The organism is Flagellimonas oceani (assembly GCF_011068285.1).
In the GTDB taxonomy this organism is placed as follows: domain Bacteria; phylum Bacteroidota; class Bacteroidia; order Flavobacteriales; family Flavobacteriaceae; genus Flagellimonas; species Flagellimonas oceani.
Genome location: NZ_CP049616.1, coordinates 2,766,796 through 2,792,173, shown reverse-complemented (window position 1 = coordinate 2,792,173; position 25,378 = coordinate 2,766,796). Strand labels below are relative to the sequence as shown.

Annotated in this window: 18 protein-coding genes; 8 read left to right on the top strand and 10 right to left on the bottom strand. The window is 43.0% G+C overall.

The genetic code is table 11. The features are described from left to right. Window positions 1–45 precede the first annotated feature (45 nt). From ppgK to GVT53_RS12825, 4 genes are all read right to left on the bottom strand, one after another. The gene (gene ppgK, locus GVT53_RS12840; RefSeq protein WP_166248934.1) at window positions 46–804 is read right to left on the bottom strand and encodes a polyphosphate--glucose phosphotransferase; all 759 of its coding nucleotides are present in this window, start codon (window positions 802–804) and stop codon (window positions 46–48) included. 96 nt (window positions 805–900) lie between these two features. Continuing rightward, complete coding sequence (locus GVT53_RS12835) at window positions 901–1,584, bottom strand: cell division ATP-binding protein FtsE (protein WP_166248933.1); 684 nt, start codon at window positions 1,582–1,584, stop codon at window positions 901–903. Between the two features lie 75 nt (window positions 1,585–1,659). Then, on the bottom strand, window positions 1,660–2,787 hold the full coding sequence (locus GVT53_RS12830) for a DUF3137 domain-containing protein (protein ID WP_166248932.1): 1,128 nt from the start codon (window positions 2,785–2,787) through the stop codon (window positions 1,660–1,662). Between the two features lie 8 nt (window positions 2,788–2,795). Next, window positions 2,796–3,344, bottom strand: coding sequence for a LemA family protein (locus GVT53_RS12825; RefSeq protein WP_166248931.1), 549 nt, complete (start codon window positions 3,342–3,344; stop codon window positions 2,796–2,798). Between the two features lie 263 nt (window positions 3,345–3,607). Between GVT53_RS12825 and GVT53_RS12820 the strand changes: the two genes are divergently transcribed. From GVT53_RS12820 to GVT53_RS12810, 3 genes are all read left to right on the top strand, one after another. After that, the gene (locus GVT53_RS12820; protein ID WP_166248930.1) at window positions 3,608–6,631 is read left to right on the top strand and encodes a tetratricopeptide repeat protein; all 3,024 of its coding nucleotides are present in this window, start codon (window positions 3,608–3,610) and stop codon (window positions 6,629–6,631) included. Window positions 6,632–6,643: 12 nt separating this feature from the next. Beyond that, window positions 6,644–8,389, top strand: coding sequence for a TonB-dependent receptor (locus GVT53_RS12815; RefSeq protein WP_166248929.1), 1,746 nt, complete (start codon window positions 6,644–6,646; stop codon window positions 8,387–8,389). Window positions 8,390–8,561: 172 nt separating this feature from the next. Then, the gene (locus GVT53_RS12810; protein WP_166248928.1) at window positions 8,562–9,167 is read left to right on the top strand and encodes a hypothetical protein; all 606 of its coding nucleotides are present in this window, start codon (window positions 8,562–8,564) and stop codon (window positions 9,165–9,167) included. Window positions 9,168–9,225: 58 nt separating this feature from the next. Here the strand turns inward: GVT53_RS12810 and GVT53_RS12805 are convergent, their stop codons facing one another. The 3 genes from GVT53_RS12805 to GVT53_RS12795 form a co-directional block, all read right to left on the bottom strand. Beyond that, on the bottom strand, window positions 9,226–10,794 hold the full coding sequence (locus GVT53_RS12805; RefSeq protein ID WP_166248927.1) for a RagB/SusD family nutrient uptake outer membrane protein: 1,569 nt from the start codon (window positions 10,792–10,794) through the stop codon (window positions 9,226–9,228). A gap of 9 nt (window positions 10,795–10,803) precedes the next feature. Beyond that, on the bottom strand, window positions 10,804–13,908 hold the full coding sequence (locus tag GVT53_RS12800) for a SusC/RagA family TonB-linked outer membrane protein (protein ID WP_166248926.1): 3,105 nt from the start codon (window positions 13,906–13,908) through the stop codon (window positions 10,804–10,806). 320 nt (window positions 13,909–14,228) lie between these two features. After that, the gene (locus GVT53_RS12795) at window positions 14,229–15,392 is read right to left on the bottom strand and encodes a helix-turn-helix domain-containing protein (RefSeq protein ID WP_166248925.1); all 1,164 of its coding nucleotides are present in this window, start codon (window positions 15,390–15,392) and stop codon (window positions 14,229–14,231) included. Window positions 15,393–15,548: 156 nt separating this feature from the next. Between GVT53_RS12795 and GVT53_RS12790 the strand changes: the two genes are divergently transcribed. Then, complete coding sequence (locus GVT53_RS12790; protein ID WP_166248924.1) at window positions 15,549–17,168, top strand: amidohydrolase; 1,620 nt, start codon at window positions 15,549–15,551, stop codon at window positions 17,166–17,168. A gap of 44 nt (window positions 17,169–17,212) precedes the next feature. Here GVT53_RS12790 and GVT53_RS12785 read toward each other — a convergent pair whose 3' ends face one another. Beyond that, window positions 17,213–17,746, bottom strand: a complete 534-nt coding sequence (locus tag GVT53_RS12785; protein ID WP_166248923.1) for a DUF2911 domain-containing protein — start codon at window positions 17,744–17,746, stop codon at window positions 17,213–17,215. Window positions 17,747–17,984: 238 nt separating this feature from the next. Here GVT53_RS12785 and asnB point away from each other — a divergent pair, with 238 nt between their 5' ends. Next, window positions 17,985–19,655, top strand: coding sequence for an asparagine synthase B (asnB, locus tag GVT53_RS12780; protein ID WP_166248922.1), 1,671 nt, complete (start codon window positions 17,985–17,987; stop codon window positions 19,653–19,655). A 121-nt stretch (window positions 19,656–19,776) separates the two neighbouring features. Here asnB and GVT53_RS12775 read toward each other — a convergent pair whose 3' ends face one another. Next, window positions 19,777–20,310, bottom strand: a complete 534-nt coding sequence (locus tag GVT53_RS12775; RefSeq protein WP_166248921.1) for a hypothetical protein — start codon at window positions 20,308–20,310, stop codon at window positions 19,777–19,779. Window positions 20,311–20,630: 320 nt separating this feature from the next. Here GVT53_RS12775 and gyrB point away from each other — a divergent pair, with 320 nt between their 5' ends. Together gyrB and GVT53_RS12765 are read left to right on the top strand one after the other, a co-directional pair. After that, window positions 20,631–22,571 carry a DNA topoisomerase (ATP-hydrolyzing) subunit B gene (gyrB, locus tag GVT53_RS12770; RefSeq protein WP_166248920.1) on the top strand — a complete coding sequence of 647 codons (1,941 nt, stop codon included), beginning with the start codon at window positions 20,631–20,633 and terminating at the stop codon, window positions 22,569–22,571. Window positions 22,572–22,644: 73 nt separating this feature from the next. Continuing rightward, a complete protein-coding gene (locus GVT53_RS12765; protein WP_166248919.1) occupies window positions 22,645–23,655 on the top strand; it encodes a DUF6588 family protein in 1,011 nt (336 codons plus the stop codon). Window positions 23,656–23,732: 77 nt separating this feature from the next. On the opposite strand, the gene GVT53_RS12760 is transcribed toward GVT53_RS12765, so the two are convergent. Continuing rightward, the gene (locus tag GVT53_RS12760) at window positions 23,733–24,104 is read right to left on the bottom strand and encodes a hypothetical protein (protein WP_166248918.1); all 372 of its coding nucleotides are present in this window, start codon (window positions 24,102–24,104) and stop codon (window positions 23,733–23,735) included. Between the two features lie 242 nt (window positions 24,105–24,346). On the opposite strand from GVT53_RS12760, the gene mdh reads away from it, so the two are divergent. After that, window positions 24,347–25,273, top strand: a complete 927-nt coding sequence (gene mdh / locus GVT53_RS12755) for a malate dehydrogenase (protein WP_166248917.1) — start codon at window positions 24,347–24,349, stop codon at window positions 25,271–25,273. Window positions 25,274–25,378 lie beyond the last annotated feature (105 nt).

Here is a 25,378-nt window from a genome sequence, read left to right as displayed (position 1 = left end):
CAGTCTTTGGATTTTGATTCCTTTGGTTTGGTCTCACAAAAAATATCAATGCAAATGCCCGTGGTGCTGCTCACGTAAACATGCTACGGCAGCTCCGATGATTCCTGCATGGTTCATAAGTTCTGCCTTGACCACCTCGGTCTCAATGTCGATACGGTGACTGAATTCTTCCCAGTTTTTAGAAGTTCCCCCGCCAACGATGATCAGGTCCGGGCAAACGATCAGTTCCACCAATTTCAGGAATTTATTGAAGCGTTTCCCCCATTTTTTATAACTGAGTTCTTCTCGCTCCTTTGCCGAAGCGGCCGCCCATTTTTCAATCTTTTTGTGTTTTTTGTAGGGAATCTGGCCCAGCTCAAAGTTTGGGATAAGTACCCCGTTGTAGAAAGCGCCACTGCCCAGTCCTGTCCCAATGGTAATCATTATAACGAGACCATTTTTACCTTTTCCGATACCGTAGTTCATCGAGGCATAGCCAGCGGCATCCGCATCGTTGAGCACCGTAAATTCTTGGCCCGTATATTCGGTGAACAACTCATCGATATTGACACCGACCCAACTTGGATGTAAATTTCCTGGCGATTTGCACACCCCGTTCTTTACTATGGATGGGAATCCGCAGCCCACAGGCCCTTCATAGTTGAAGTGCTCCACGATTTCGGCCACCACTTTGGCCATATCTTTGGGCTTTTTTGATTTTGGGGTCGGAATTCGGAAGCGTTCTGTCAACATTTCCCCAGTTTCGGCGTTCACAAGGGCACCCTTAATGCCCGACCCGCCAATGTCAATACCAAGAATTTCCATAGAAAGGAATCAATGTTAGTTTAAACAAAGAAACAAAAACTTTTGTTGATCGAGCAATTTTGGTGGAAATCAATCAGCTAGAATGGAATTTTGGCGTTATATCGCTTTTTGAATCACTTCAAATACTTTACTGCCGTCGCATTTTAAGGTTTTATGCGGATATTTTAGGATCAATGCATAATCGTGCGTCGCCATGATAATCGTCCGCCCATTTTGGTTAATGTCCTGCAGAACTTTCATCACCTCTACACTGGTCTGCGGGTCAAGGTTACCCGTGGGCTCGTCCGCCAAGATGAGTTCCGGGTCGTTCAAAAGGGCCCTTGCAATGGCGATACGCTGTTGTTCGCCGCCCGATAGTTCGTGGGGAAACTTAAAGCCTTTGGTTTTCATGCCCACTTTATCGAGTACTTCCTCAATTTTATCGTCCATTTTTTTGGGGTCCGTCCAACCGGTCGCCTTAAGAACAAACCTAAGATTGTTGTTGATGTTTCTATCGGGAAGCAATTTAAAATCCTGAAAAACGATGCCCAGTTTTCTTCGCAGAAATGGAATGTCCTTTTCTTTCAGGGTCTTCAGGTCAAAATCCACTACCTGTCCATCACCCTGCTTTAAGGGAAGGTCGGCATACAGGGTTTTCATAAAACTACTTTTTCCGCTCCCCGTTTTTCCGATTACATAGACAAATTCCCCTTTTTTGACTTCAAGGTCAACGTTGTTGAGAACCAAATTTTCGTCCTGAAATACGGCTACATCTTTTAAATTAACGATTGTCTCGGGCATAATTTTGCTTAAAATCTATACAAAAGTATTTGAAAATATGGTAAGCGGTATCAAAATAAGAGGTTAATCCCAAATTTATTTTGAAACTTCCGCAGATTCGTTTTTCCAAATTCTTGTATTCAGGTTTAGATCTTCCACAATGCCGATGGCGGTTTTGATGTCCTCGTGTATTTTTTCAAAAATATCCTCTGTCAATAAGTTTTTTTCTTTGTTCAAGCATAAAAAGCCCTGCGGGTGCTGTACGCCCAAATACAATTTGTTTTTGTTTAATGAGAGCATGATCGGTTTATCGACTTTCCTTTTCAACTGCGTGATTCTTTCCATTAAAGAAGTAGAAAGAATATAGCGGGCCTCGACCTGATCGGTACTGTAGACCATAAAATCATTTTCGAAATCGGTATCTTCAAGATGCACCAATTGGCCTCTGGACATATTCATGGTTTGAAGGTTCTTGGCCAAGTAACCCACCCTTTTTTCCATCACATCGGGCAAAATAATAGTGTGCCCGTTAAAGTTCTTGTTAAAGTCCACCACAGCGAACATCCCAACAAAATTGCTTCCCAAATTCTCTGTGGAATGATGTTTGGAAAACCAAGGCCTAATGTAATTATAAACCATATAAAAGTATGGCAATAAGGGAATGTACATTAAAACAGAACCATAAAACCCCTGATTGATGATATTGACATCTCCCATGGATATTGAGGTTTGCCCTACCTTACCGCTCAAAGTGCCAAAGTGAAGGTTATGGGCACCTCGTTGGGATCGCTTTTTTCCAACTTGAAAGTAGCTCGGGAGCAATTTGCTTTCCTCGATCTGTTCTGCAGAGATTTGTTTGCGGGGATCAAACTTGAACTCCGGCAACATTTTGTCCAAGGCAATTTTCATGATTTTTCTTTCGTATGACTTGAACTTATTTTTATACGAATAAGAGCCGATCATAAAAATAAAGAAGGGCAACCAATAAAAAGCCATGAGTAGCTGTACCGTTCCAAAAGATTTCCCTTGGGTCGTGTTTGCGATCCATCTGCTAAACCCTGCGTTGTTGATAAATGTCATAATGGGTATGAGCAAGAACCCCAAGATGATCACCACCACCATGACCGAAAATCCTTTTTGAAAGAAAAAATGCTTTTTTCGCACGTGTTCGGCCTTCACCAAAAGCGGATGGAGCTCCTCTTGGATTTTTTTATAATCGATCATTATGTTCTTTAATTAAAGGAGATTGTAGGTATGTTCTTTTCTTCTTCTTTGATGGTGAAAAGTGTCTTTCGCGAGTATCCCATCATTTTGCCCATAATGTTAGAGGGGAACATCTCAATGGCATTGTTAAACGAATTCACGGCGGCATTGTAGGCCCTACGAGCCGCGGAGAGTTGCTCCTCGACTTCGTTTAGGCTGGATTGCAGCAAAAGAAAGTTTTGGTTTGCCTTTAAATCCGGGTAGGCCTCGGCACGTACCTGTAATTTGCCGAGCATCATTCCCAATTGACTCTCCAATTGAAAGCGTTCTTCGGGTTGGATATTCTTCTCCAATAATTTTTCCCTAAGCTGGGTGAGTTCGGTCAAAGTTTCCCGCTCGTGCTGGATCGCACCTTTTACTGTGGTAACGAGCTGGGGAATTAAGTCGGTTCTCTTTTTTAGCTTCACATCAATAGTGCTGTAAGATTCTTCGACCTTGTTTTTTTTACTGATCAGGTTATTGTACAGGAATATGCAGAACAATAGAACCAGTACGGAAATAAAAATAAAATAATACATCTCAACATGGTATAAATTAGACGTTGGGACCAACCCGGGGGCTGTCCTTTTTTGTAATCGTAGGGTCTAAAAAAGACCCTATATGTTGAGGTTTAGAATTATTGCTGTTGATGAGGTTTTTCAACAGTGAGGTCCAAAAGTACTATTTCGGGGCGATAAATCAAGTGTTGTATTGTAAATTTCGGTAAATGACATATAAAATTATACTTTGGCCTTAAATTTGACGTTATGAGTAAAGTCACTCGAGAACAGCGTAGAACACTATGAATCGAAAAAGCCTCCTTTTAATTCCCATTTTTATGGGAACTTTTTTTGTGCCGTCCGCACAGGAAACCAAAATATATACCCACGAAAACAAAGCCTATCAAGATGCCTTGGCGCTCTACAACAACGAGCAATACCAGGCCGCTCAGAACATTTTTGAGTCCGTAAAGACATCCACCAAAGATGGGGAGACCGAAGCCAACAGCGCTTATTATGCCGCGAACGCCGCTATACGTTTGAACCAGCGCGGAGCGGATAAAATGATGGAAGACTTTGTAGAGCGTTACCCAACATCTACCAAACGAAATTCAGCTTTTTTGGACGTGGCCGACTACTATTTTGAAACGGGAAAATATCCCTACGCTTTAAAATGGTACAAAAAAGTGGATGAAAATTCCATGCCCTATTCGGAACGCGACCGTTTTAATTTTAACAACGGATATGCCCTTTATGCGTCCAAACGTCCACAAGAGGCAGAGCGCTATCTGAACAAGGTGACGACTTCCCAAAAATATGGTTCACAGGCCAAATATTACTTGGGATATATCGCCTACGAGCAGGACGATTACAACTCGGCAAGTGCACGGTTCGACCAAATCAGGGACCCAGAACTGCTCGATGAAAAGTTGACGTACTATCAGGCCGACCTGAATTTTAAACTGGGTAAGTTCGATGAGGCCATTGAGCTTGCCAAGAAACAATTGTCAAAATCAAATAGGGAAGAAATTTCCGAACTCAACAAAATCATTGGCGAGAGCTATTTCAATTTGGAACAATATGCCGAGGCCATTCCCTATTTGGAAGCATATCGGGGCAAACGCGGAAAATGGAACAATACGGATTATTACCTCTTGGGCTATAGCCATTATAAGTTGGGCAACTACGAACAGGCCGTTCAACAGTTCAATAAAATTATAGGGGGCAACAACGCCGTTTCCCAAAATGCATATTACCATCTAGCGGAGTGCTATTTGAAATTGGATAAAAAATCCGAAGCATTGAACGCTTTCCGAAATGCTTCGCAAATGGAGTTCAGCCCGGAAATCCAAAAAGATGCTTGGTTGAACTATGCCCGTTTGAGCTACGAAATCGGGAATGCCTACGAACCCGTTCCACAGGTTTTGACCACCTATCTGGAAAAATATCCAAAGGATGAACATCAAATGGAGGTTCAGGAACTTTTGGTGGATTCCTATATTACTTCACGAAATTTTGAGGGAGCGATGCAACTTTTGGAAGAGAACCAAAACTATGCGAGCAAGGAAACCTATCAAAAAGTGGCGTACTACCGAGGAATTGAATTGTTTATCGATGGCAATTATGAAGGTGCTTGGGAACGGTTCGATAAATCCCTGAAAAGCGCAGCAAACACAAATTTTGAGGCCCGGGCACTTTATTGGAAAGCGGAATCAGCTTATAGGTTGAACCGTTTTGAGGAGGCTTTGGTCGATTTTGTGCGTTTCCAGAACTCACCGGTCTCCAAATCGCTTCCAGAGTATGAGCATTTGGATTATAATCTGGGCTACACCTATTTCAAACTAAAAGACTACAACAACGCCATTTCCTATTTTCAGAATGTGGTGAGCTCCAATGCTATTGATGACCAAAGAAAGAACGATGGTTATCTCAGGTTGGGGGATAGTTACTTTGTAAACAGTAAATATCAATTGGCAAAGAAGGCTTACGATACGGCATCCGGTATGAACGGTCCCGAGCGCGATTATGCGGCCTTTCAAAAAACGCTATGCGATGGCTTTTTGGGGAATAATTCCGCAAAAATCGATGGTTTGAACGAGTTTTTGACCAAGTACCCTTCCTCTTCCCTTCGGGATGATGCCCTCTTTGAACTGGGAAATTCCTATATCAACAATAACCAGGAGAGTCTGGGGCTGCAAACCTATGATCGTATCGTGGCGGAATACGCCACCAGCAAGTTTGCTCCACGCGGATTGTTGCGTTCCGGATTGGTGTATTACAACTCAAGTCGTAACAATCAAGCTTTGGACAAGCTTAAGGAAGTGGTTCAAAAATATCCAAACACCCAAGAGGCCAAACAAGCGGTGGCCACTGCCAAGTTGGTTTATGTGGATGAAGGTAGGGTAAGCGAATACGCTGCTTGGGCCAGAAACTTGGACTTTGTGGAGGTAACCGATTCGGAACTGGACAATGCGAGCTTTGAATCCGCCGAAAGAAAACAAATCGAAGGAAAAACTCCTGCTGCCATACGTGGATATGAGGATTATTTGAAGCAATTTCCCAACGGATTGCACGCACAGAACGCAAATTTCGCCTTGGCGCAACTCTATTTTGCCAACGGGGAAAAGGAAAGAGCCCTACCTAAATACAAAGCCGTTGCCGATGGTGGCAATGGGGAGTACACCGAGCAGGCTTTGACCCGTGTTTGTGAGATATACGTGGACAGGCAAGACTATAATAGCGCTATTCCATATTTAAAAAGATTGGAAAGTAGCGCCGATATTTCGGAGAACAAAACCTTTGCCCAATCCAATTTGATGAAAGGGTATTACGGCCAAAAGGATTACTCGCAGACCATTGCTTATGCTGAAAAAGTGTTGAACGCTCCAAAAATCGATGACCGCATCAAAAGTGATGCACAGATCATGATCGCGCGATCCGCTATTGCGACCAACAATGAAAATTTGGCCAAGACCGCATATCAAAATGTGAAGCAGATTGCATCTGGAGAGTTGGCGGCCGAAGCTTGGTACTACGATGCCTATTTTAAGAATAAGGAGCAGAATTTTAAGGCGTCCAACGAGGCGGTTCAAAAATTGGCGAAGGATTATGCGGCCTACAAGGAATGGGCAGGAAAAGGTTTGGTGATCATGGCGAAGAACTTCTACAATCTGGGAGATGCATTCCAAGCGACCTACATTCTGGAAAGTGTGATTACCAATTTTTCCGAATTTGAGGACATCGTTGCGGATGCCAAGAGTGAACTGGCCACTGTTAAGGCCAAAGAGGCAGAGAGCAATTCATCCGTAGATCCCAACCAAAATTAAACGAGACACAAAATGCAAAAGAGAACCTATATATTTTCATTACTTTTTTTGAGCCTTTGCGGAACGGTTATCGCCCAGGAAGAGGATAACATTGGTACGGAAACGGTAACGGTGGTAAAGCCGTATTCCCCGACCGTTTCGGATGCCTTTAAAATTAAATCGTCGCCCAGTTTGAACGATTCCATCGTGCTCCAAAAAAAGAAAATCGATTACAGCATATTTTCGGTGCCCGTAGCATCCACATTTACCCCGGCAAAGGGAAAGGCTTCGGGGGTGGAAAAAACACCGCCGCCCACTTTGTACAATTCCTATGCGTCCATCGGGTTGGGCAATTACAACAATGCCTTGGTGGATTTTTACACAAGTCGTGAATTCAATAGAGGGGAGGATTTGTTGGATTTTGGGCTGACGCACAATTCGTCACGGGGAGATTTGGATTCCACACCCTTGGAAACCGATTTTTATGACACCAAGGTGAACGCTTCGTATGCCAAAAAAGACCGTTACATGGATTGGGGTGCGTCTATTGGCCTTCAACACCAACTTTATAATTGGTACGGCATCCAGAGCGAATTGTTCAGTGAAGATGAGATCAATACGATGGATGAGACGCAAAACTATTTCAATGCCGAGGCCAAAGCACATTTTAATATGGAGGATTCTTATTTTAAGAGCGGTAACCTGTTGTTGCGACGTTTTTGGGACGCCACGGAATCTGCTGAGAACCGCGCGGTGATCAATCCAACTTTTGAACTTCCGGTAACGGAGGAATTGATCACAATTTCGGCCAAGGTAGATTATGTGGGGGGTAGTTTTGAAAATGGCTCCATTACGGAAGCTGCCAATGAGGGAGAGAAGAAATATAGCAATCTGCAGGCCGGTGTTACGCCAAGCTTGTTGATTTTACGTGATGATTTGACGATTAACCTGGGGGCGAACCTTGTTTACGGATTGGATATGGAAAACAGCGAGAACAACTTTTATATCTATCCGGCCGTGACCGCTTCGTACCGTGTTATGGACGAAAATGTAATTGCCTACGGTGGAATAGAGGGGGAGTTAAGGCAAAATTCCTATTACGATTTTGTCAATGATAACCCTTTTGTATCCCCGACTTTGGATATTGTCCCGACCGATCAACAGTACGAAGGGTATTTGGGTTTAAAAGGACAGTTGACCTCTAATGTGGGCTATAACATCAAAGGTTCGTATATGGCAGAGAACAGGAAGCCTTTGTTTTTTCATAACCCCATCAATACTTCCCGGGATGATGAAAAAAGCTATTTCTACGGCAATTCCTTTCAGGTATTTTATGATGATGTAAAAACCTTGGGCGTTTTCGGGGAAATCAATCTGGATATTAACCGCAACTTTTCGTTGGGCGTCAACGGAGAATTCTATGATTACGATACCGAAACGGATAATCCGGCTTGGAACCTACCCTCCATTAAAGGGTCGGTTTTCATGGATTACCAGATTTCAGACCAATGGTACATGGGAGCTAATTTGTTCTATGTTGGGGAAAGGGATGATCTATTGTCTCAAATCGACCCGCTTGATTCAGAATTACAATTCCAACAAGTGACTTTAGATGGCTTTTTTGATGCCAATGCACACGTAGGATACCGTTTTAATGAACAGCTCTCCATTTTTGTGAAAGCATCCAATATCGCCAATAACAATTACCAGCGTTGGGCTAATTTTAGGGTGCAAGGTTTCCAAGCCTTGGCAGGAGTGTCCTATAAGTTTGATTTTTAGGGAGACTTTTTGATAGTATCTAAATCATAGATTGAGCAATAAAATAGGAAATTTGGATTGGTGATTGGTTAATAATTGGCTATCCATCAATTGAAAAGCAACATCCATCAATTCTCGACAAATGGTATTGGTGTTAAATGTATTTTTATCGGATTCTTTAAAATTGAATCTTATGAAAAATACTTATGCCATACGAATGTTCATTGTAGGATGTGCTTTAGGAACTTTTGGTCTATTCGCACAGGATATGGAACATCCAAAATTTGGGAGTGGATTTTATCCTACGGATGTTTACTCATTGACCCAATCTATATGGGCAGATATGGATGAGGAATCTCTAATGCTTCTTGAAGATTACACTAAATCTACAATTTATCTTGTTAAGGAAAATGATACACTTGTCCCAGTTTTGGATCAATATGCGAGTGATGTGCAAGATTCCAGCCTAGATCTTTCGGTAAATGATTTGCCAAATATTCAAGGAGTCAAAAGAATCATATTGGTAGAAGATTACTATACTTTTTGTTGCCTCTCTATAAGTTTGAATTACATAATTGAAACTACCGAGGGTCGTTTTGTTCACTTGCCTGAATTAAAAGTTGAAAATTGTGGGGAAGAATTTAATTATTGGCAGTATAGGTTCCCTAATGAGATGTTTGGTGTCCCAGGCAAAATTGTACTTGGTTACTTGGATTTATCTCAGGCCTATGAAGTTAGATCATTCCAAGAAGAAAAAGTATTCTTATGGGATGGTGAAAAGTTAATCCGAGAGCAATGAAAAACCCGTAGGAGAGCCCACGGGTTTTTTGTTGCATATACTTTTATGGTCTGGATAATTACCAGCCTGGGTTTTGTTGTTCTGCCAGAGTTGGATTGGCATTGACCTCTATCTGGGGAATTGGCCAGAGAAACTTGAAGTCTGCATAAGGAACCGCAGGCACACCATAAGGGCCATCGTATGGAGTTCCCAAAGTGTACAGTTCAGCTGCAGGTGTTCCATTGGCTACCTTTTGTGGTATTCCGTTGATGGGTTGAAGATCATCTCCTTGAAGTCTGTGGATATCGGACCATCTTCTGCCCTCCATCAAAAACTCGATTCTTCTTTCTTTAAGGATTGCGCCAACAAGTTCTCCGGCATTTGCAAAATCACCGGCTACATAAGCTTGAGTGTCTGGGTCTGCAAGAGATCTGTTTCTTACTTGGTTCAATAGGGCCAATGAGGCACCTAGGTCTGGAGCAGCTTTTCTAGCTTGTGCTTCGGCCATGTTCAACAATACTTCGGCATAGCGGATAACAGGGGAAGCATCGGTATAGTTTACTCCATCTTTATATTTTAGGGTGAATTTTGCTCCTCCGGCGGTAAATACCATTCCGGTGCCCACTTCGGTTTCTGTTGAATTGTCCTCACGACGCAAATCGTCAGCCAACCAGCTAGGATCTCTCCAGATGATAGGGCTAATGGCCACCAATCTTCTTCTGTTGTACTGAGAGGCCAAAGCAGCGTTCACACCTGGGTTCATGGTTGCGGCCTGTGTCAATGAGAAAATTGACTCGGAGTTTCCATAACTGTCAAGGAAGGGTCCATTTGGAGAATCTTCCAAGGTGTACTCACCAGCAAGTTTGTTGCCCTCGGCAATAACACCGTCCCAGTCTCTCATATGAAGATACACTCTTGTTTTAAAGGCAACGGCGGCGTTTGCAGACGCCTTGGTCAATGAGGTGTTGGTGATCAGGCTCTCTGCATCGTCCAAATCCTGCAATACTTTTGCATAAACTTCCGCTACGGTGTTTCTACCTAGCACGATTTCAGAATCGATTTCAGCCTGAGTGTCAATACCTACCTCTCTGTAAGGAACTCCAGGGTGTGAAGCGCCTGCAGAAAAGTTATAGGGTCTTGCAAAGAAGTTCAACAACTCGAAGTGAGTGATCGCTCTTAAAAATTTAGCTTGACCAATATAATCATCGGCTACGTCTTGGGTAATGATACCTGCTTCAGCTGCTGTGGTAACTCCTTCGATCACCAAGTTGGCCCTGTTGATCAAACGGTAACCATCCACCCAATAATACACGTTGTTCGCTGTTGTTGGGTCGTATGTGGCCGTGTAGGTCAACTGGTAGAAGGTTGCGACGTTTACCACATCTTCCCCTCTGTTGTCCCCTTGTTGTACGAACGCGGCACCCCAGATATATCCACGGCCTGCATTGGGGTTTGTTGAGTTGTACTGCCCAATGGCGGCAGCATTGTACATCCCGTTTACCGAACTCTCTATCAAAGATGGGGATGAAAAGGCATCGCCCAACGAGATGTTGTTGATTGGACTGAGGTCCAGAACAGTTTCGTCAGAACATGAGATCACACTAATTCCAAAAAAGGAAAGGGTGATGTATTTGAATATCTTTTTCATTTTAAAGAATTATAGATTAACATTTAGACCTATGGATAATACTTTTGATCTTGGTGTACCGTTAATGTCAACACCACTGGATTCCATTTCTGGGTTCAAGCCCTTATAGTCTGTAATGGTCAATAGGTTTTGTCCTTGGATAAAGAACCTTACCATGTCCACGTTCAACTTATCGGTTACGATCGATGGGAGTGTATAGCCCAAAGTGATGTTGTCCAAACTGATGAAATCACCTTTTTCCAGGAATCTGGTAGTGGCATGTCCGGTCAGGTTGGTGAAAGTGTTGCTACTTGCGTAAAGCCTAGGTGTAATTCCATCTCCAGGATTGGAAGCACTTTGCCATCTTCCCAAGATCTCGGTAGAGTTGTTGTTGAAGTTCTGGGTCACTAAATCCCTTCGAGTTGCGTTGAACACTTCGTTGCCACCGCTGTAACGGAACATAAAGCTGAAATCGAAGCCCTTGTAGGTGAACCTGTTGATTACAGAACCATAATAGGTGGGCAAGGAATTTCCAAGAATAAACTTGTCGTCCGCAGCACTCAAAGAAGAAGCTTCAGATAGGTCTCCTGGGTTGCTAGGGTTGAATACAAAATAGGTTTGCGTTTCCAAATTTCCTTGTACCAAAGAGCCATCGGCCTTATAGTAAACCGGGTTTCCGTTGGCCGGGTTTACGCCCCAATACCTGTGTCCATAAATGGAGTTGATGGATTCACCTTCCCTTATGATCAGGTTGGGAGCAATATTGGTGTTGGTAGAAGTACCTCCGATAATATCCTGTCCATCAGGAATACTGGTCACGGTGTTTTTGTCCAAGGTTAAATTGGCAGAAACATTCCAGCTGAAGTTTTCCGTATTGAAGGGCGTGTAATTTACTGAGAATTCAAATCCTTCATTCTTCATTGCTCCGATGTTCTTCTTTATTGTGTTGTCAGGAACACCTAAGGAGTGTGGTACGGGAACATCAAGAATCAAACCATCGATATCGTTTTTATAGTAATCAACGCTTACCGTCAATTTATCGTTAAAGAAGCCTAAATCAGCCCCGAAATCGGTCTTTTTACTGGTCTCCCACAACAACTGGTCGTTGCCAAATTGGGTGAATGCAATACCGTTAAGCGTGCCGTATTGCGAAGCTGAGGTCAATCCTAAGTATGGATAGCTGCCGATATCGGTGTTTCCTACCTCAGAGTATGACCCCCTAAGTTTGAAGAGGGAAATGGTCGGATTCAAACCACTGAAAAATTCTTCGTTGGCTATGTTCCAACCTGCAGAATATCCGGTAAAGTTGTTCCAACGGGTAGCTTCGCTCAACTTGGAAATACCATCCCTACGAATAGATCCTTGAAGGAAATAACGTTCCTTAAAATTATAGCTTAAACGACCTACATAGGAGCTGATTCCGTTTTCGGTAACGCTACCCCCTGAAGTTTGCGTACCATAAGCTCCTGTTACTAAGTTTTTGTTATAGAACTCATCCAAAAGATCGGTACCTGACCCAAAGAAATATTGGTTTTTGTCTTTTTGATATTCGGCTACGGCAGTGACGGCAATATTGTGTGCGTCGGCTATACTGGTATTGTAATTGATGATGTTCTGGATATTCCATCTTAGAATATCTCTGTTATCGTTGTCCAATCTACCATTTGAACCACGCCCATCACCATGTACCGGGCTCCAGTATCTAAAACCTGAGGTAAGGGTGTTGTTGGCACTGGCCTGAAACCTGTAGGTAAGACCTTTCATCAGTTTTACGTCGCCAAACACACTGACCAAAGTGTTGTTTTCTTTGGATTGGAACTTGTTATTGGCAAGCACGTAAGCAATGTTGGAAATGTTGTCACCAACAGGGTCGGTGTTGTCCCACTGGCCCACTACGCTTCCATCTGCGGACAGGTTAAAACCGGTAGGGTTGTTTGGGTCATAGATCGGGGTGTTGGGAAGCTGTCTTGTAGCATTGAAAATGTTCCCGGAGAGTGAGTTTCCTCCAGTGTTCAATCCATTGAATTCACTTCTGGTAACGGCAACACTTCCACCCACTGTCAACCAATCGAACACATCGTGCTCAAGGTTGGTTCTTATACTGTGACGTTTTAAGTTGTTTGGTATGGCCACACCATCTTGATCGGTGAAACCAAGGGACATGAAGTATTTCGTCCTGTCGGTTCCTCCATTTACGGATAGGTTATGGTCCATTTGGAGTGCGTTTGACCTAAGCACCGCATCTTGCCAATCGGTATCATAGTCATTTCCAACGGCCCAAGGAGCTTGTCCTCTGTTGGTGCGTTTTTCGTTTGCAGTTTCCAAGAACTGTGCTGTGTTCAACAAATCAAAGGTTTTGATCGGTGATGCAAAACCGGTCACCACGTTGTAGCTCACTTGGGTGGCACCTTTTTTACCTTTTTTGGTGGTGATCAAGATTACACCATTGGCTGCACGAGATCCATAAATGGCTGTTGCGGCACCATCTTTTAGAATTTCGAAGGATTCGATATCATTGGGATTGATACTGCTCAGTGCGTTGGTCGATGCATATCCACCAGTATCTCCTGTAATGATCGGAATACCATCAACGACCACCAAAGGATAGGTTCCAGAACCTATGGAACCCAGACCCCTGATCCTGATTCTTGGGGCTTCCCCGATAATACCGTTGTTGGTGGTAATCTGTACACCAGCTGCCCTACCTGCCAATTGGCTCTCGAAGCTGGGGGTAACAAGGCCTTGGATGTCGGCACCGGAAACACTGGCAATCGCCCCTGTGATTTCCTTTCTTTTTTGAACACCATAACCGACCACAACAACTTCTTCCAACGCTTGTGCGTCTTCTTCCATTTGTATGTTGATAACGTTTTGTGCGCCAACGGTGGCTTGGGTCTCTTTTTGGCCCAAATAGCTGAATACAAGCGTTTGGCCAACTTGGGCTTGTACATTATAGTTACCGTCAAAATCGGTTTGGGTACCTTGTGTGGTTCCCTTGATAACAACGTTTACGCCTGGCAATGGCAGTCCGCTCCCATCAGTTACTGTACCACTTATCATTTTTTCCTGTGCGGAAGACAGATGCACAACAAATGCCATCAAAAGTGCCAGTAATACTTTTGTTTTTGTTCTCATTTAATTTGAGTGTTAATTAATAGATTCATTTTTTGAATTAGTTTATTGACTAAGAAAAGCCGGTCAATTTTTGGTGACTAATCCAAATAAACAAATGGGCCAGTTAGACTGCATAATGTTTTGAAATATGACCGAGCTAATCTTAATCAGCGGATAAAATAAATGAGAGGTGATGGGATGATGATTACGACCGACCTAGGTTTAAGGTTTACCGACGAATATTAACCTGTACTTTTATATAATATACTGATAATAAGTGAATTGTGATATTGTTAAATAATTTCAGGATAGACGATTTTTCTTAAAAAAAGGCAAAAAATTTATTGATTTAAGGCTTTTATGTACTGCGCCGGAGTAATATTTTTTCTCTTTTTGAAGGCGTTGTAGAAGGACACTTTGTTATTGAATCCAGATGCGTAGATAATGTCCGTGATAGAGTCAATTTGATGCGGGTTTTCATCGATATAGGCCAAGCACTCGTTGATGTGGTAATCATTGATGAATTCATAAAAATTCTTGTGGAATTCTTGATTTATGACTTGTGAGAGGCTGTACCTGTCCGTATTGAGTTTTTTGGCCAAGATCTCCAATGACAAGGTCGGGTCCAAAAACACTTTTTCCTCCATGGAATTTAAAAGTTGTAGCCTTAATGCGCTTGCCATGGCAATGGTCAAGCCGGAGTTTTGGTATTTTTCCTTGATCTGATCTTTGTCCAGTCGTATCAACAGAGATTCCGTTACAATGGTGGGCAATAGGTACAATAGGAAAGAAATGATGATGATGAAAACTGAAAAGAAGTAGGCCAGCACGTATCTGGTAACATGCATCAGGGAAAACTCATTTTTAAATACAGCTCCGATTATCGAGATCAGAAATATGGTAAAAAAGAATATGACAAGAGTCCGTAGCCAGTTACGGTCCATCGGATCAATGCGGGTACGATAACCTAGATATTGTTTGATCATCAGCATTAAAAATATACCACAATAAATGCTCTTTAGGGAGGTGCTGTTCAAGAGTTGGACCCCTAGCCCCCCAAGACCATTTTTGGGTATGTTTTCATAGGTGTTGGTCAAAACCAGCATCAACGCTAAGCTGACTATAAATATGGAGAAGTAGAGTGCTGTTTTTGACGTTCTTTCTTTTTGGTTGGGGTAGACCTTCTTTTGGATATAGAGAAAAAGAGAGGGCCCCAAAAGAAAGGAAATGCTCGAATAAAAAGGGATTTTGGGAATGTGGAGCACGCCGTCCCACCATAATAAGGTAAGCTCAAGAAGGATGGCCGCCATGGTGATCATAAAAATTCCCATGTACAGGTTATGTTTTTTCAAAAAAATAAGGTAACTGCCAACTCCAGCACCCAAAAGGGATATTCCAATGAATATAAAATGGAGTAGATTGAGTTCGCTGGGGATAGCGGTCTCAATACTATTTAAAGGCAGTATAGCCTTTGCCCAAAAGGAAAAAGCCGATACGGTATACATGGTAAATTAGCTATCAATAATGCTTCGAAAAGTAGTGATAAAAACGAATCGAAATACTTAATATTTAAATTTTTAAGAAATATCAGGTTCACTTTATATGGGTAAACAGGATTGTCTTGTCCATGCTTTTTCTATTTTTGACGGAAACCATCAGAAATGAAAAAGTGCCTATTCATTGTTGCCAGTCTATTTATTTTTTCTTGTGCCACTAAGGAAGAAGTGGACCTAATCGTTACCAATGCAAATATTTATACCGTAGATGCCGATTTTTCCAAGGCGTCCGGTATAGCCGTCAAAGATGGAAAATTTGTTGCCGTTGGCAGTTCGGATGACATTCTAAAAAAGTACAACGCGAAGAAACAGCTGGATGCAACAGGAAAGACCATAGTGCCCGGTCTTATCGATGCACACTGTCATTTTTATGGCTTGGGGCAGAACCAGCAGGTGGTGGATTTGGTAGGCACCCAAAGTTTTGAAGAAGTTGTTGAGCGTGTATTGGCCTTTCAAAAAGAACGTCCGTCAAATTTTATACGAGGAAGGGGATGGGACCAAAACGATTGGGAAGTAAAGGAATTTCCGACCAAGGATAAACTGGATGAATTGTTTCCCGATACTCCCGTTGCACTGGAACGAGTAGATGGGCATGCCTATTTGGTCAATCAAAAGGCATTGGATTTGGCCGGTATTACAGCTAAAACGGAAACAGAAGGCGGTGAGATCGTGAAGGAGAATGGTGAGATTACCGGTGTTTTGGTGGACAACCCCATGGGGCTTGTGGATAAAGTGGTTCCCGAAGCCAGTTTAGAACAAAAAATACAGGCACTTAAGGATGCCGAAGCAATTTCTTTGGATTACGGATTGACCACCGTAAACGATGCCGGATTGCCAAGGGACATCATCGAATTGATAGATAGTCTGCAACAAGCAGGTGAACTATCCATTAGAGTTTATGCGATGGTATCCAATTATCCCGAAAATTTGGATTACTTTTTGGAAAAGGGCATCATCAAAACAGAGGGTTTAAATGTCCGCTCCGTAAAGGTATATGGCGATGGTGCCTTGGGTTCCCGGGGAGCGGCATTAAGGGCGCCTTATTCCGACAAGCATGGACATTTTGGGGCAATGGTAACACCAGTGGACCAAATTGAGGCCTTGGCGCAGCGAATCGCCGCCACCGATTACCAAATGAACACCCACGCCATTGGGGATTCGGCAAATATTGTTGTGTTGCGGGCCTATGATAAAGCTTTGAAAGGCAAAACCGACCGCAGATGGAAAGTGGAACACGCGCAAGTGATTTCGCAATCCGATTTCGATTATTTCAAAAACGGCATTATTCCATCCGTGCAGCCGACCCATGCCACGAGCGATATGTACTGGGCCGAGGATAGATTGGGCGAAGAACGCATAAAGGGAGCGTATGCCTACAAGGATTTGTTGGATAAAGCAGGATTGGTCGCATTGGGCACCGATTTCCCCGTAGAACAGGTGAGTCCATTTTTGACCTTTTATGCCGCAGTGGCCCGCCAAGATGTGGAACAGTACCCCGAAGGCGGTTTTCAGATGGAGAATGCCCTGAGCAGGGAGGAAACCCTGAAAGGGATGACCATTTGGGCGGCCTATTCCAATTTTGAAGAAGAAGAAAAGGGTAGCATTGAGCCCGGTAAATTTGCCGATTTTGTGATATTGAGCGATGATATTATGACAATTCCCTCCGAAGAAATCCCGAATGTAATTGCCGAGCAGGTTTTCTTGGGCGGAGTCCAAAAGAAATAAAAAAAGCCCCAAATTGGGGCTTTCATATTACGAACTAAGACTTTTTAGTAGCTTATAGGTAGGGTAACTCTTGTGGTTCCCCAACCCATGACCAAGTTTCCATCATCGTCAAAAGCAATGCCAAAAGCTTCCAATTCCTCGCTATCCGTAGAGGTAGATGCTGTAGCTCTTACCACATCGCTATCGCTATCGTAAGAGTATGCACCCCATTGGTGCAGGTTACTGTTCAGGATAACTGTCCACTCATCTTCACCTGGAATGGTGAACAAAGCGTATGAACCGGCTTTAATAGTTTTTCCACCAATTTTGGCGTCCTTGTAAAAAGTAATTTCCGAGGCTTCATTTGCACCTGTTCTCCAAACCTTTCCAACGGGGGCTAATTCGGCAAGGCTACGTCCTTTTAATTGTGGACGGCTGTAAATAACACGGGCAGCTTTGTCAGCTTCCCTTGAGCTGGATGGATAATAGGCGATGTCCGCAGGACTTTTGTCCAATCCACTGAATTTTTGGGCTACGGCCTCCGTAGAGAATACCAAACCTGTGCAAAGCACTAAAAGTAATACTGTTAATTTCTTCATGATTGTGATTTAAGTTTCTTTCAAAACTAGTTAATTAAATGCTGTTTAAACATACAGACGGGAAAATTAAGCAACCTTACAAAAGGAGGGCGTTAAAAAGATAAATCTATATATTGATTTCAAATTGGTGTTTATTTTAAATTTATTGTTTTAATATGTAATCTATATTTGTTTTAGTGTTTTGTTTTATAATGTTTAAATTCATTTTTGTTTCAAAATTGTTACTAAATTTATTTTTATGTGTGGTATTGTATGCGTATTTGATGTAAAAGAAAGTACGGAAGTACTTAGGCCCCAATTGTTGGAGATGTCGAAGAAAGTAAGGCACCGTGGGCCCGATTGGAGCGGTATTTATTCCGACGATAACGCCATTTTGGCCCATGAGCGATTGGCCATTGTAGATCCTGCTTCAGGAAAACAACCATTGTTGAGCGCCGATGGTAAACTGGTCTTGGCCGCAAACGGGGAAATATATAATCATCAAGCGTTGAGAAAACAGTTTGAGGGGAAGTATGACTTTCAAACCAAATCGGACTGTGAAGTCATATTAGCCTTGTATCAAGAAAAAGGAGTGGACTTTGTGGACGAAATGAACGGAATCTTTGGTTTTGCCATTTATGATGCCGAAAAGGAAGAGTATTTCATCGCTCGCGATCACATGGGAATTATTCCATTGTACATTGGCTGGGACAAGAACGGTACCTTTTACGTAGCCTCCGAATTAAAGGCATTGGAAGGAACCTGTTCCAAAATCCAACTGTTTCCTCCAGGGCACTACATGCACAGCTCCGATGGTAAGTTTGTAAGATGGTACGAGCGCGATTGGATGGAGTACGATGCCGTAAAGGAGAACGAGACCAGTATCCAAAAAATAAAGGATGCCTTGGAAGCCGCAGTGCATCGTCAATTGATGTCCGATGTGCCCTATGGTGTGTTGCTTTCAGGTGGATTGGATTCTTCCGTTACTTCTGCAATCGCCAAAAAATATTCCCAAAAAAGAATCGAATCCGGGGACACTGCCGATGCCTGGTGGCCGCAGTTGCATTCATTTTCCGTAGGATTGGAAGGTTCGCCCGATTTGGCGGCAGCACAAAAAGTGGCAGATCATATCGGAACAGTGCACCACGAGATCAAATTTACCATTCAAGAAGGTCTGGATGCCATAAAAGATGTTGTATATAATCTAGAAACTTACGATATTACAACCATAAGAGCCTCAACTCCAATGTACTTAATGGCAAGGGTAATCAAATCCATGGGGATCAAAATGGTTCTTTCGGGTGAAGGAGCCGATGAATTGTTCGGTGGATACCTGTATTTCCACAAAGCGCCGAGCCCAAAGGATTTTCATGAGGAAACGGTTCGAAAACTGGACAAGCTCCACATGTACGATTGCTTAAGGGCGAACAAGTCATTAGCCGCTTGGGGCATTGAAGGGCGTGTTCCCTTCCTGGACAAAGAGTTTATGGATGTGGCAATGAACATCAACCCAAAAGATAAGATGATCAACGGTGAACGTATGGAGAAATGGGTGGTGCGCAAGGCATTTGAGGATTATCTGCCAGAGAGTGTGGCTTGGAGGCAAAAAGAACAATTTTCGGATGGTGTCGGATATAGCTGGATAGATACCTTGAAAGCCTTGGTGGAAGAGGAAATTACGGATGAGCAGTTGGAGAACGCACATTTCAAGTTTCCAATTCAGACGCCTACATCAAAAGAAGAATATTATTATCGTTCAATTTTTGAAAGTCATTTCCCTTCGGATGCAGCAGCACTATGCGTTCCCCAGGAAGCATCGGTAGCTTGCAGCACCAAGATTGCCTTGGAGTGGGACGAGGCCTTCAAAAATATGAACGACCCATCGGGAAGAGCTGTGGCCAAGGTCCATACCGATGCATATGTGAAATAACCCCCGTTTAAACCAACCAAACGTAGTGAAGCAGTAATCTAACTAGTTTCATTTTTTAATTAGTCCGAAAAGCCCCTTGTCAAAGGGGCTTTTTAGTTGTATCAAAAACGTTGGTACCTAACTAGAAGTGAAGTGCAAATCCGATTCGGAATTCAAATATTCCTTCATCGGTGAAATCCTCATTAAGGCTAAGATTATAGCGCAAACCGGGCTCAATACTGACCATATCGCCAATAAAGATGGCATAGCCTCCTTGTAAGCCCAACCAAAGAGGATTTTCGTTAGCGTCCTTTATACTGGCGCCTGTTACGTCCAATTGAACGGGAATAGTATTGATGATGTAGTATTTGGCCCCCAGTTTATAGGAGAAAATAGTTGCACCATCAAGATCGGAATATCCTAATCCTACCTTTGCGGCAAGATTATCTGCAATAAAGTAACCACCTTCCCCACCAATGCTCCAAATAGTGGTGCCGTCGATCGAGGTAAGTCCAAAACCTGTGTTGGCTGTATGGGCTAAACCAGTATCTCCGCCACCAAACCCGGTATTTACTTCAATTAGCCAACTTCCTTGGTCTGTTTGCGACCCATCTTGTGCGTTACTGGTGCATACAAAACCAATTGTTGCGGCCAGTACAAATAGAATTTTTCTCATAATGTAAAGTTTGTGTTTATCTACAGGTAAAAATATCATTTTTTTAAAAAATCGATAAAAATTCTTACAAATTCTTAAAAAATATTCTTTTGATGATAAAATAAATCAAGAGTATCCGTTGGGTGTTCTGTATCCGGTTTCCAAAAAAAATCAATGGGCAATAAATGTTTGCCAATTTTTGAAGCGTGTTGGGAACAAGCTGTTTTTTCCACAGTTTTTGTTGATAACTTAGGGTGTCCGATAGGTAGTTTAGAGCCATTTACGCAGGGTATTGATTATATTTGTAAGATTTGAAATTTTGAGGCAAATACAGAAAATATATGAGCGAAGAAGCTAACAAGAAACAATACTCCGCGGATAGTATCCAGGCCCTCGAGGGAATGGAGCACGTACGTATGAGACCTTCCATGTATATTGGGGATGTAGGGGTCAGGGGATTGCATCATTTGGTGTATGAGGTGGTGGACAACTCCATCGATGAGGCGATGGCCGGTTATTGCGATAAAATCAGTGTGACCATCAATGAGGATAACTCCATAACTACGGAGGATAATGGTCGGGGCATCCCAGTGGACCTGCACAAAAAAGAAGGTGTTTCCGCACTTGAGGTGGTAATGACCAAGATCGGTGCGGGCGGTAAGTTCGACAAGGACTCCTATAAAGTTTCTGGTGGACTGCACGGGGTTGGGGTATCCGTGGTAAATGCCCTCTCTGTACACTTAAAAGCCACGGTTTATAGAGACGGAAAAATCTGGGAGCAAGAATATGAAAGGGGGAAAACCCAATATCCGGTAAAAAGTGTTGGTGAAAGCAAGGAAACAGGTACCATAGTGACCTTTGTTCCCGACGATACCATTTTTACCCAAACTACAGAATATAATTACGAGACCTTGTCCAATAGAATGCGCGAGCTTGCCTATTTGAACAAAGGGATTACCATTATACTAACAGATAAAAGAAACAAGGACGAGAAAGGAGAGTTCATTTCAGAAACTTTCCATTCCGAAGAAGGATTAAAGGAATTTATCAAATTCTTGGATGGGAATAGGGAACCTTTGATTCAGAACGTAGTTTCGATGGAAGGTGAGAAAAACGGTATCCCTGTAGAAGTGGCCATGGTCTACAACACGGGATATTCCGAAAACCTTCATTCCTACGTGAACAATATCAATACACACGAAGGGGGTACGCACCTTTCAGGTTTTAGAAGGGGGTTGACCACTACCTTGAAAAAGTATGCCGATAATTCTGGGATGTTGGACAAATTGAAGTTCGAGATATCCGGGGATGATTTCCGTGAAGGATTGACGGCCATTGTTTCCGTAAAAGTGGCAGAGCCGCAGTTCGAGGGCCAGACCAAGACCAAATTGGGTAACCGTGAGGTCACCAGTGCGGTAAGTCAGGCCGTTTCCGAAATGTTGACCGATTATCTGGAAGAAAACCCGGATGATGCCAAGCAAATCGTGGAAAAAGTGAAGCTGGCCGCCCAAGCTAGACATGCTGCCGCAAAGGCCCGTGAAATGGTGCAGCGTAAAAACCCAATGAGTGTAGGCGGGCTGCCCGGAAAACTATCCGATTGTTCCGAACAAGACCCTACCAAATGCGAAGTATTCCTAGTAGAGGGAGATTCGGCAGGTGGTACGGCGAAACAGGGGAGGGATAGAAACTTCCAAGCCATATTGCCATTGCGTGGTAAGATTTTGAACGTGGAAAAAGCCATGCAGCACAAGGTTTTTGAAAACGAGGAAATCAAGAATATTTATACGGCTTTAGGTGTTACCATCGGAACCGAAGAAGACAGTAAGGCCTTGAACTTGGATAAACTTCGTTATCATAAGGTGGTCATCATGTGTGATGCGGATGTCGATGGTAGCCACATTGAAACATTGATTTTGACCTTCTTCTTCCGTTATATGAGGGAACTTATAGAAGGAGGGCACGTTTATATAGCGACCCCGCCATTGTATTTGGTGAAAAAAGGGGCCAAAAAACGCTATGCTTGGAACGATAAGGAACGCGATGCCATCAATGCAGAAATGGGTGGTGGAGCAGGTATCCAACGTTACAAAGGTCTTGGTGAAATGAATGCCGAGCAGCTTTGGGATACCACAATGAATCCGGATTTTAGAAAATTGCGTCAGGTACAGATTGACAATGCAACGGAATCCGACCGTATATTCTCCATGTTAATGGGGGATGAAGTGCCACCAAGACGTGAATTTATAGAGAAAAATGCCGTCTATGCCAATATAGATGTATAGATAACAAGCATTTCACAACAAAAACTCGCCCTACCAAGGCGAGTTTTTTAGTTTTGGATAAAACTTCAACATCATGAAAAGAATAATTTTAGGAATAGCACTGATTTCTGTTACTATGGGCAAGGCCCAAGACCTGAACGACATCTTTGTTTCGGGCGTAGCAGATGCGGAACGGTTTGCCAACGCCTATTTGTCTCCCGTTTCGGAAGGCGCCATTTACAGTATTTCCAATGGATGGTACAATACTGCAGATGCCAAACCTTTGGGCGGATTCGAAATTTCCATCATAGGAAATATGACTGGTTTCAAGAACAAGGACGATAAAAAAGCATTCTTGTTGGACCCTGCCGATTATGAAAACTTGGACTTTGTGCAGAACCCGGGCCAAGCCAGAATGGTATCGACCGCTTTGGGTGATATAGAAGGGGTAGAGGTCTTTGTACAAGATCAAAGCGGTGTATTCCGTGAAGATTTCGAGCTTCCGTCCGGACTTGCTGCAGAAAACCTAAATTTTATCCCTTCGGGGTATCTTCAGGCAAGTGTTGGCTTGATTAAGGGATTGGAGGTCAAAGCACGCTTTTTGCCAAAAATAAAATTTGATGACGATGCCAAACTCGGGCTCTTCGGTGCAGGATTGCAGTACGATTTCACCAAAATATTGCCCGCGGACAAAGTGATGCCCGTAGCTATTTCGGCAGTGATTGGATACACCAATTTAAATGGTGAATACGATTTTACGGATTCATCCACCATTGATGGAAGCGATCAACGTATCGATGCAAATTTTAAAACTTGGAATTTTAGCGCTGTTGTTTCAACAAAGAACATTCCAGTGATCAATTTCTATGGCGGATTGGGGTATATCACCGGTAAGTCGGATATAGACCTTTTGGGTACCTACGAGGCCAATGGACCTTTCTTTTCGGAAACCGTTACAGATCCTTTCACCGTTTCTCAAAATGCAAGCGGGGTTACTGCCACATTGGGTACCAAGATAAAATTGGGCTTCTTTAGGCTAAATGCGGATTATAACATTGCCGAGTTCAGCACCTTCACCTTTGGTGTCAACTTCGGATTCAGATAGAAAAAACAAATCAACCGACCAAAGTTAAAGAAGGCCCCGTAATGGGGCCTCCTATTTTCATATATGTAGTCTTCACGTCATTCCCTGGTGGCGAAGACCGAGCCATTGTCCAAGGTCAATATTTCTGGTGTTTTTGCTTTCTCCAAGCTTACGGTAATATCGGTCACTTCGGGGTCACCGTACGTAATGGAATACGTTCCGTTGTCCTCGGACCATTTAAAATCGGTATAGAAAATTAATTTGGAGTTCGAATACCTTTGGTACCTGCCCAGGTATACATCGTTAAAAATCCATTCTTCGCGAACGGTGCTGGAATTTTTGTCCTCAATACTGGAAGATTCAGTTTTTGCCCAGATGCCAAGAATAGGGTCGTGGTTTTCTGGTACGCGCGTACAGTTGCTTATGGCGATGATGCCAACAATGGACAACAATGAAAAGAGCTTTTTCATAGGTCAAGTAGGTTACGTTAAATTTGGGACTATAAGAACGTTGGTTTGTAGGAATGTATTGCATAAAAAAGATAAAATATTTGTTTTGATATGTCAGCCCTTTGCTAAACACGTTTTATCTACATTGAATCGGTAGCGACTTTGTGAAATTTACGTGCGTTGTGCCGCTAAAACAGGTAAAAGTCAGCCTCTTTCTGCGTTAAATGCATTATTTTTGAAGACTAAAATTTAAATCTATACAAATGAAAGTTACCGTAGTTGGAGCAGGCGCAGTTGGAGCAAGCTGTGCTGAGTACATAGCAATGAAAAATTTTGCATCAGAAGTTGTTTTGTTGGACATCAAAGAAGGATATGCCGAAGGTAAGGCCATGGATTTGATGCAGACGGCCTCTTTGAACGGGTTCGATACCAAAATCACGGGGAGCACAAGTGATTACAGCAAAACAGCAGGTAGTGATATCGCAGTGATCACCTCTGGTATTCCACGTAAACCGGGTATGACCCGCGAGGAATTGATCGGAATCAATGCAGGAATCGTGAAAACCGTTGCAACAAGTCTCATTGAGCACTCCCCGAACGTAACGATCATTGTAGTGAGCAACCCAATGGATACCATGACCTATTTGGTGCACAAGTCCACAGGATTGCCAAAGAACAAGATCATTGGTATGGGCGGAGCCTTGGACAGTGCGCGCTTTAAGTATAGATTGGCAGAGGCCTTGGAAGCACCAATATCCGATGTGGATGGAATGGTGATCGGCGGTCACAGTGATACAGGAATGGTGCCTTTGATAAGGCACGCGACCCGTAACAGTGTAAAGGTTTCCGAATTCCTGTCCGAAGAAAAAATGAACTGGGTCGTGGAAGAGACCAAAGTTGGTGGTGCCACCTTGACCAAGTTGTTGGGTACAAGTGCTTGGTATGCCCCAGGTGCTGCAGTTTCCGGTTTGGTACAGGCCATTGCATGCGACCAAAAGAAAATGTTCCCGTGCTCCACATTCCTTGAAGGGGAGTACGATTTGGATGACATTTGTATCGGTGTGCCGGTGATTTTGGGCAAGGATGGAATCGAAAAAATCGTTGAAATCGAACTGTCCGATGCCGAAAAGGCCAAAATGCAAGAAAGTGCGGAAGGCGTTAAAAAAACCAACGGACTTTTAGACGTCTAGACTACATAAACCATAACCGACTAAAATGTCATTTTGGACGAGGCCTCGAAGAGTTTTTCCATCAATTTGCATGGAATTTTCAAGGTTTGTCCGGAATGACATTTT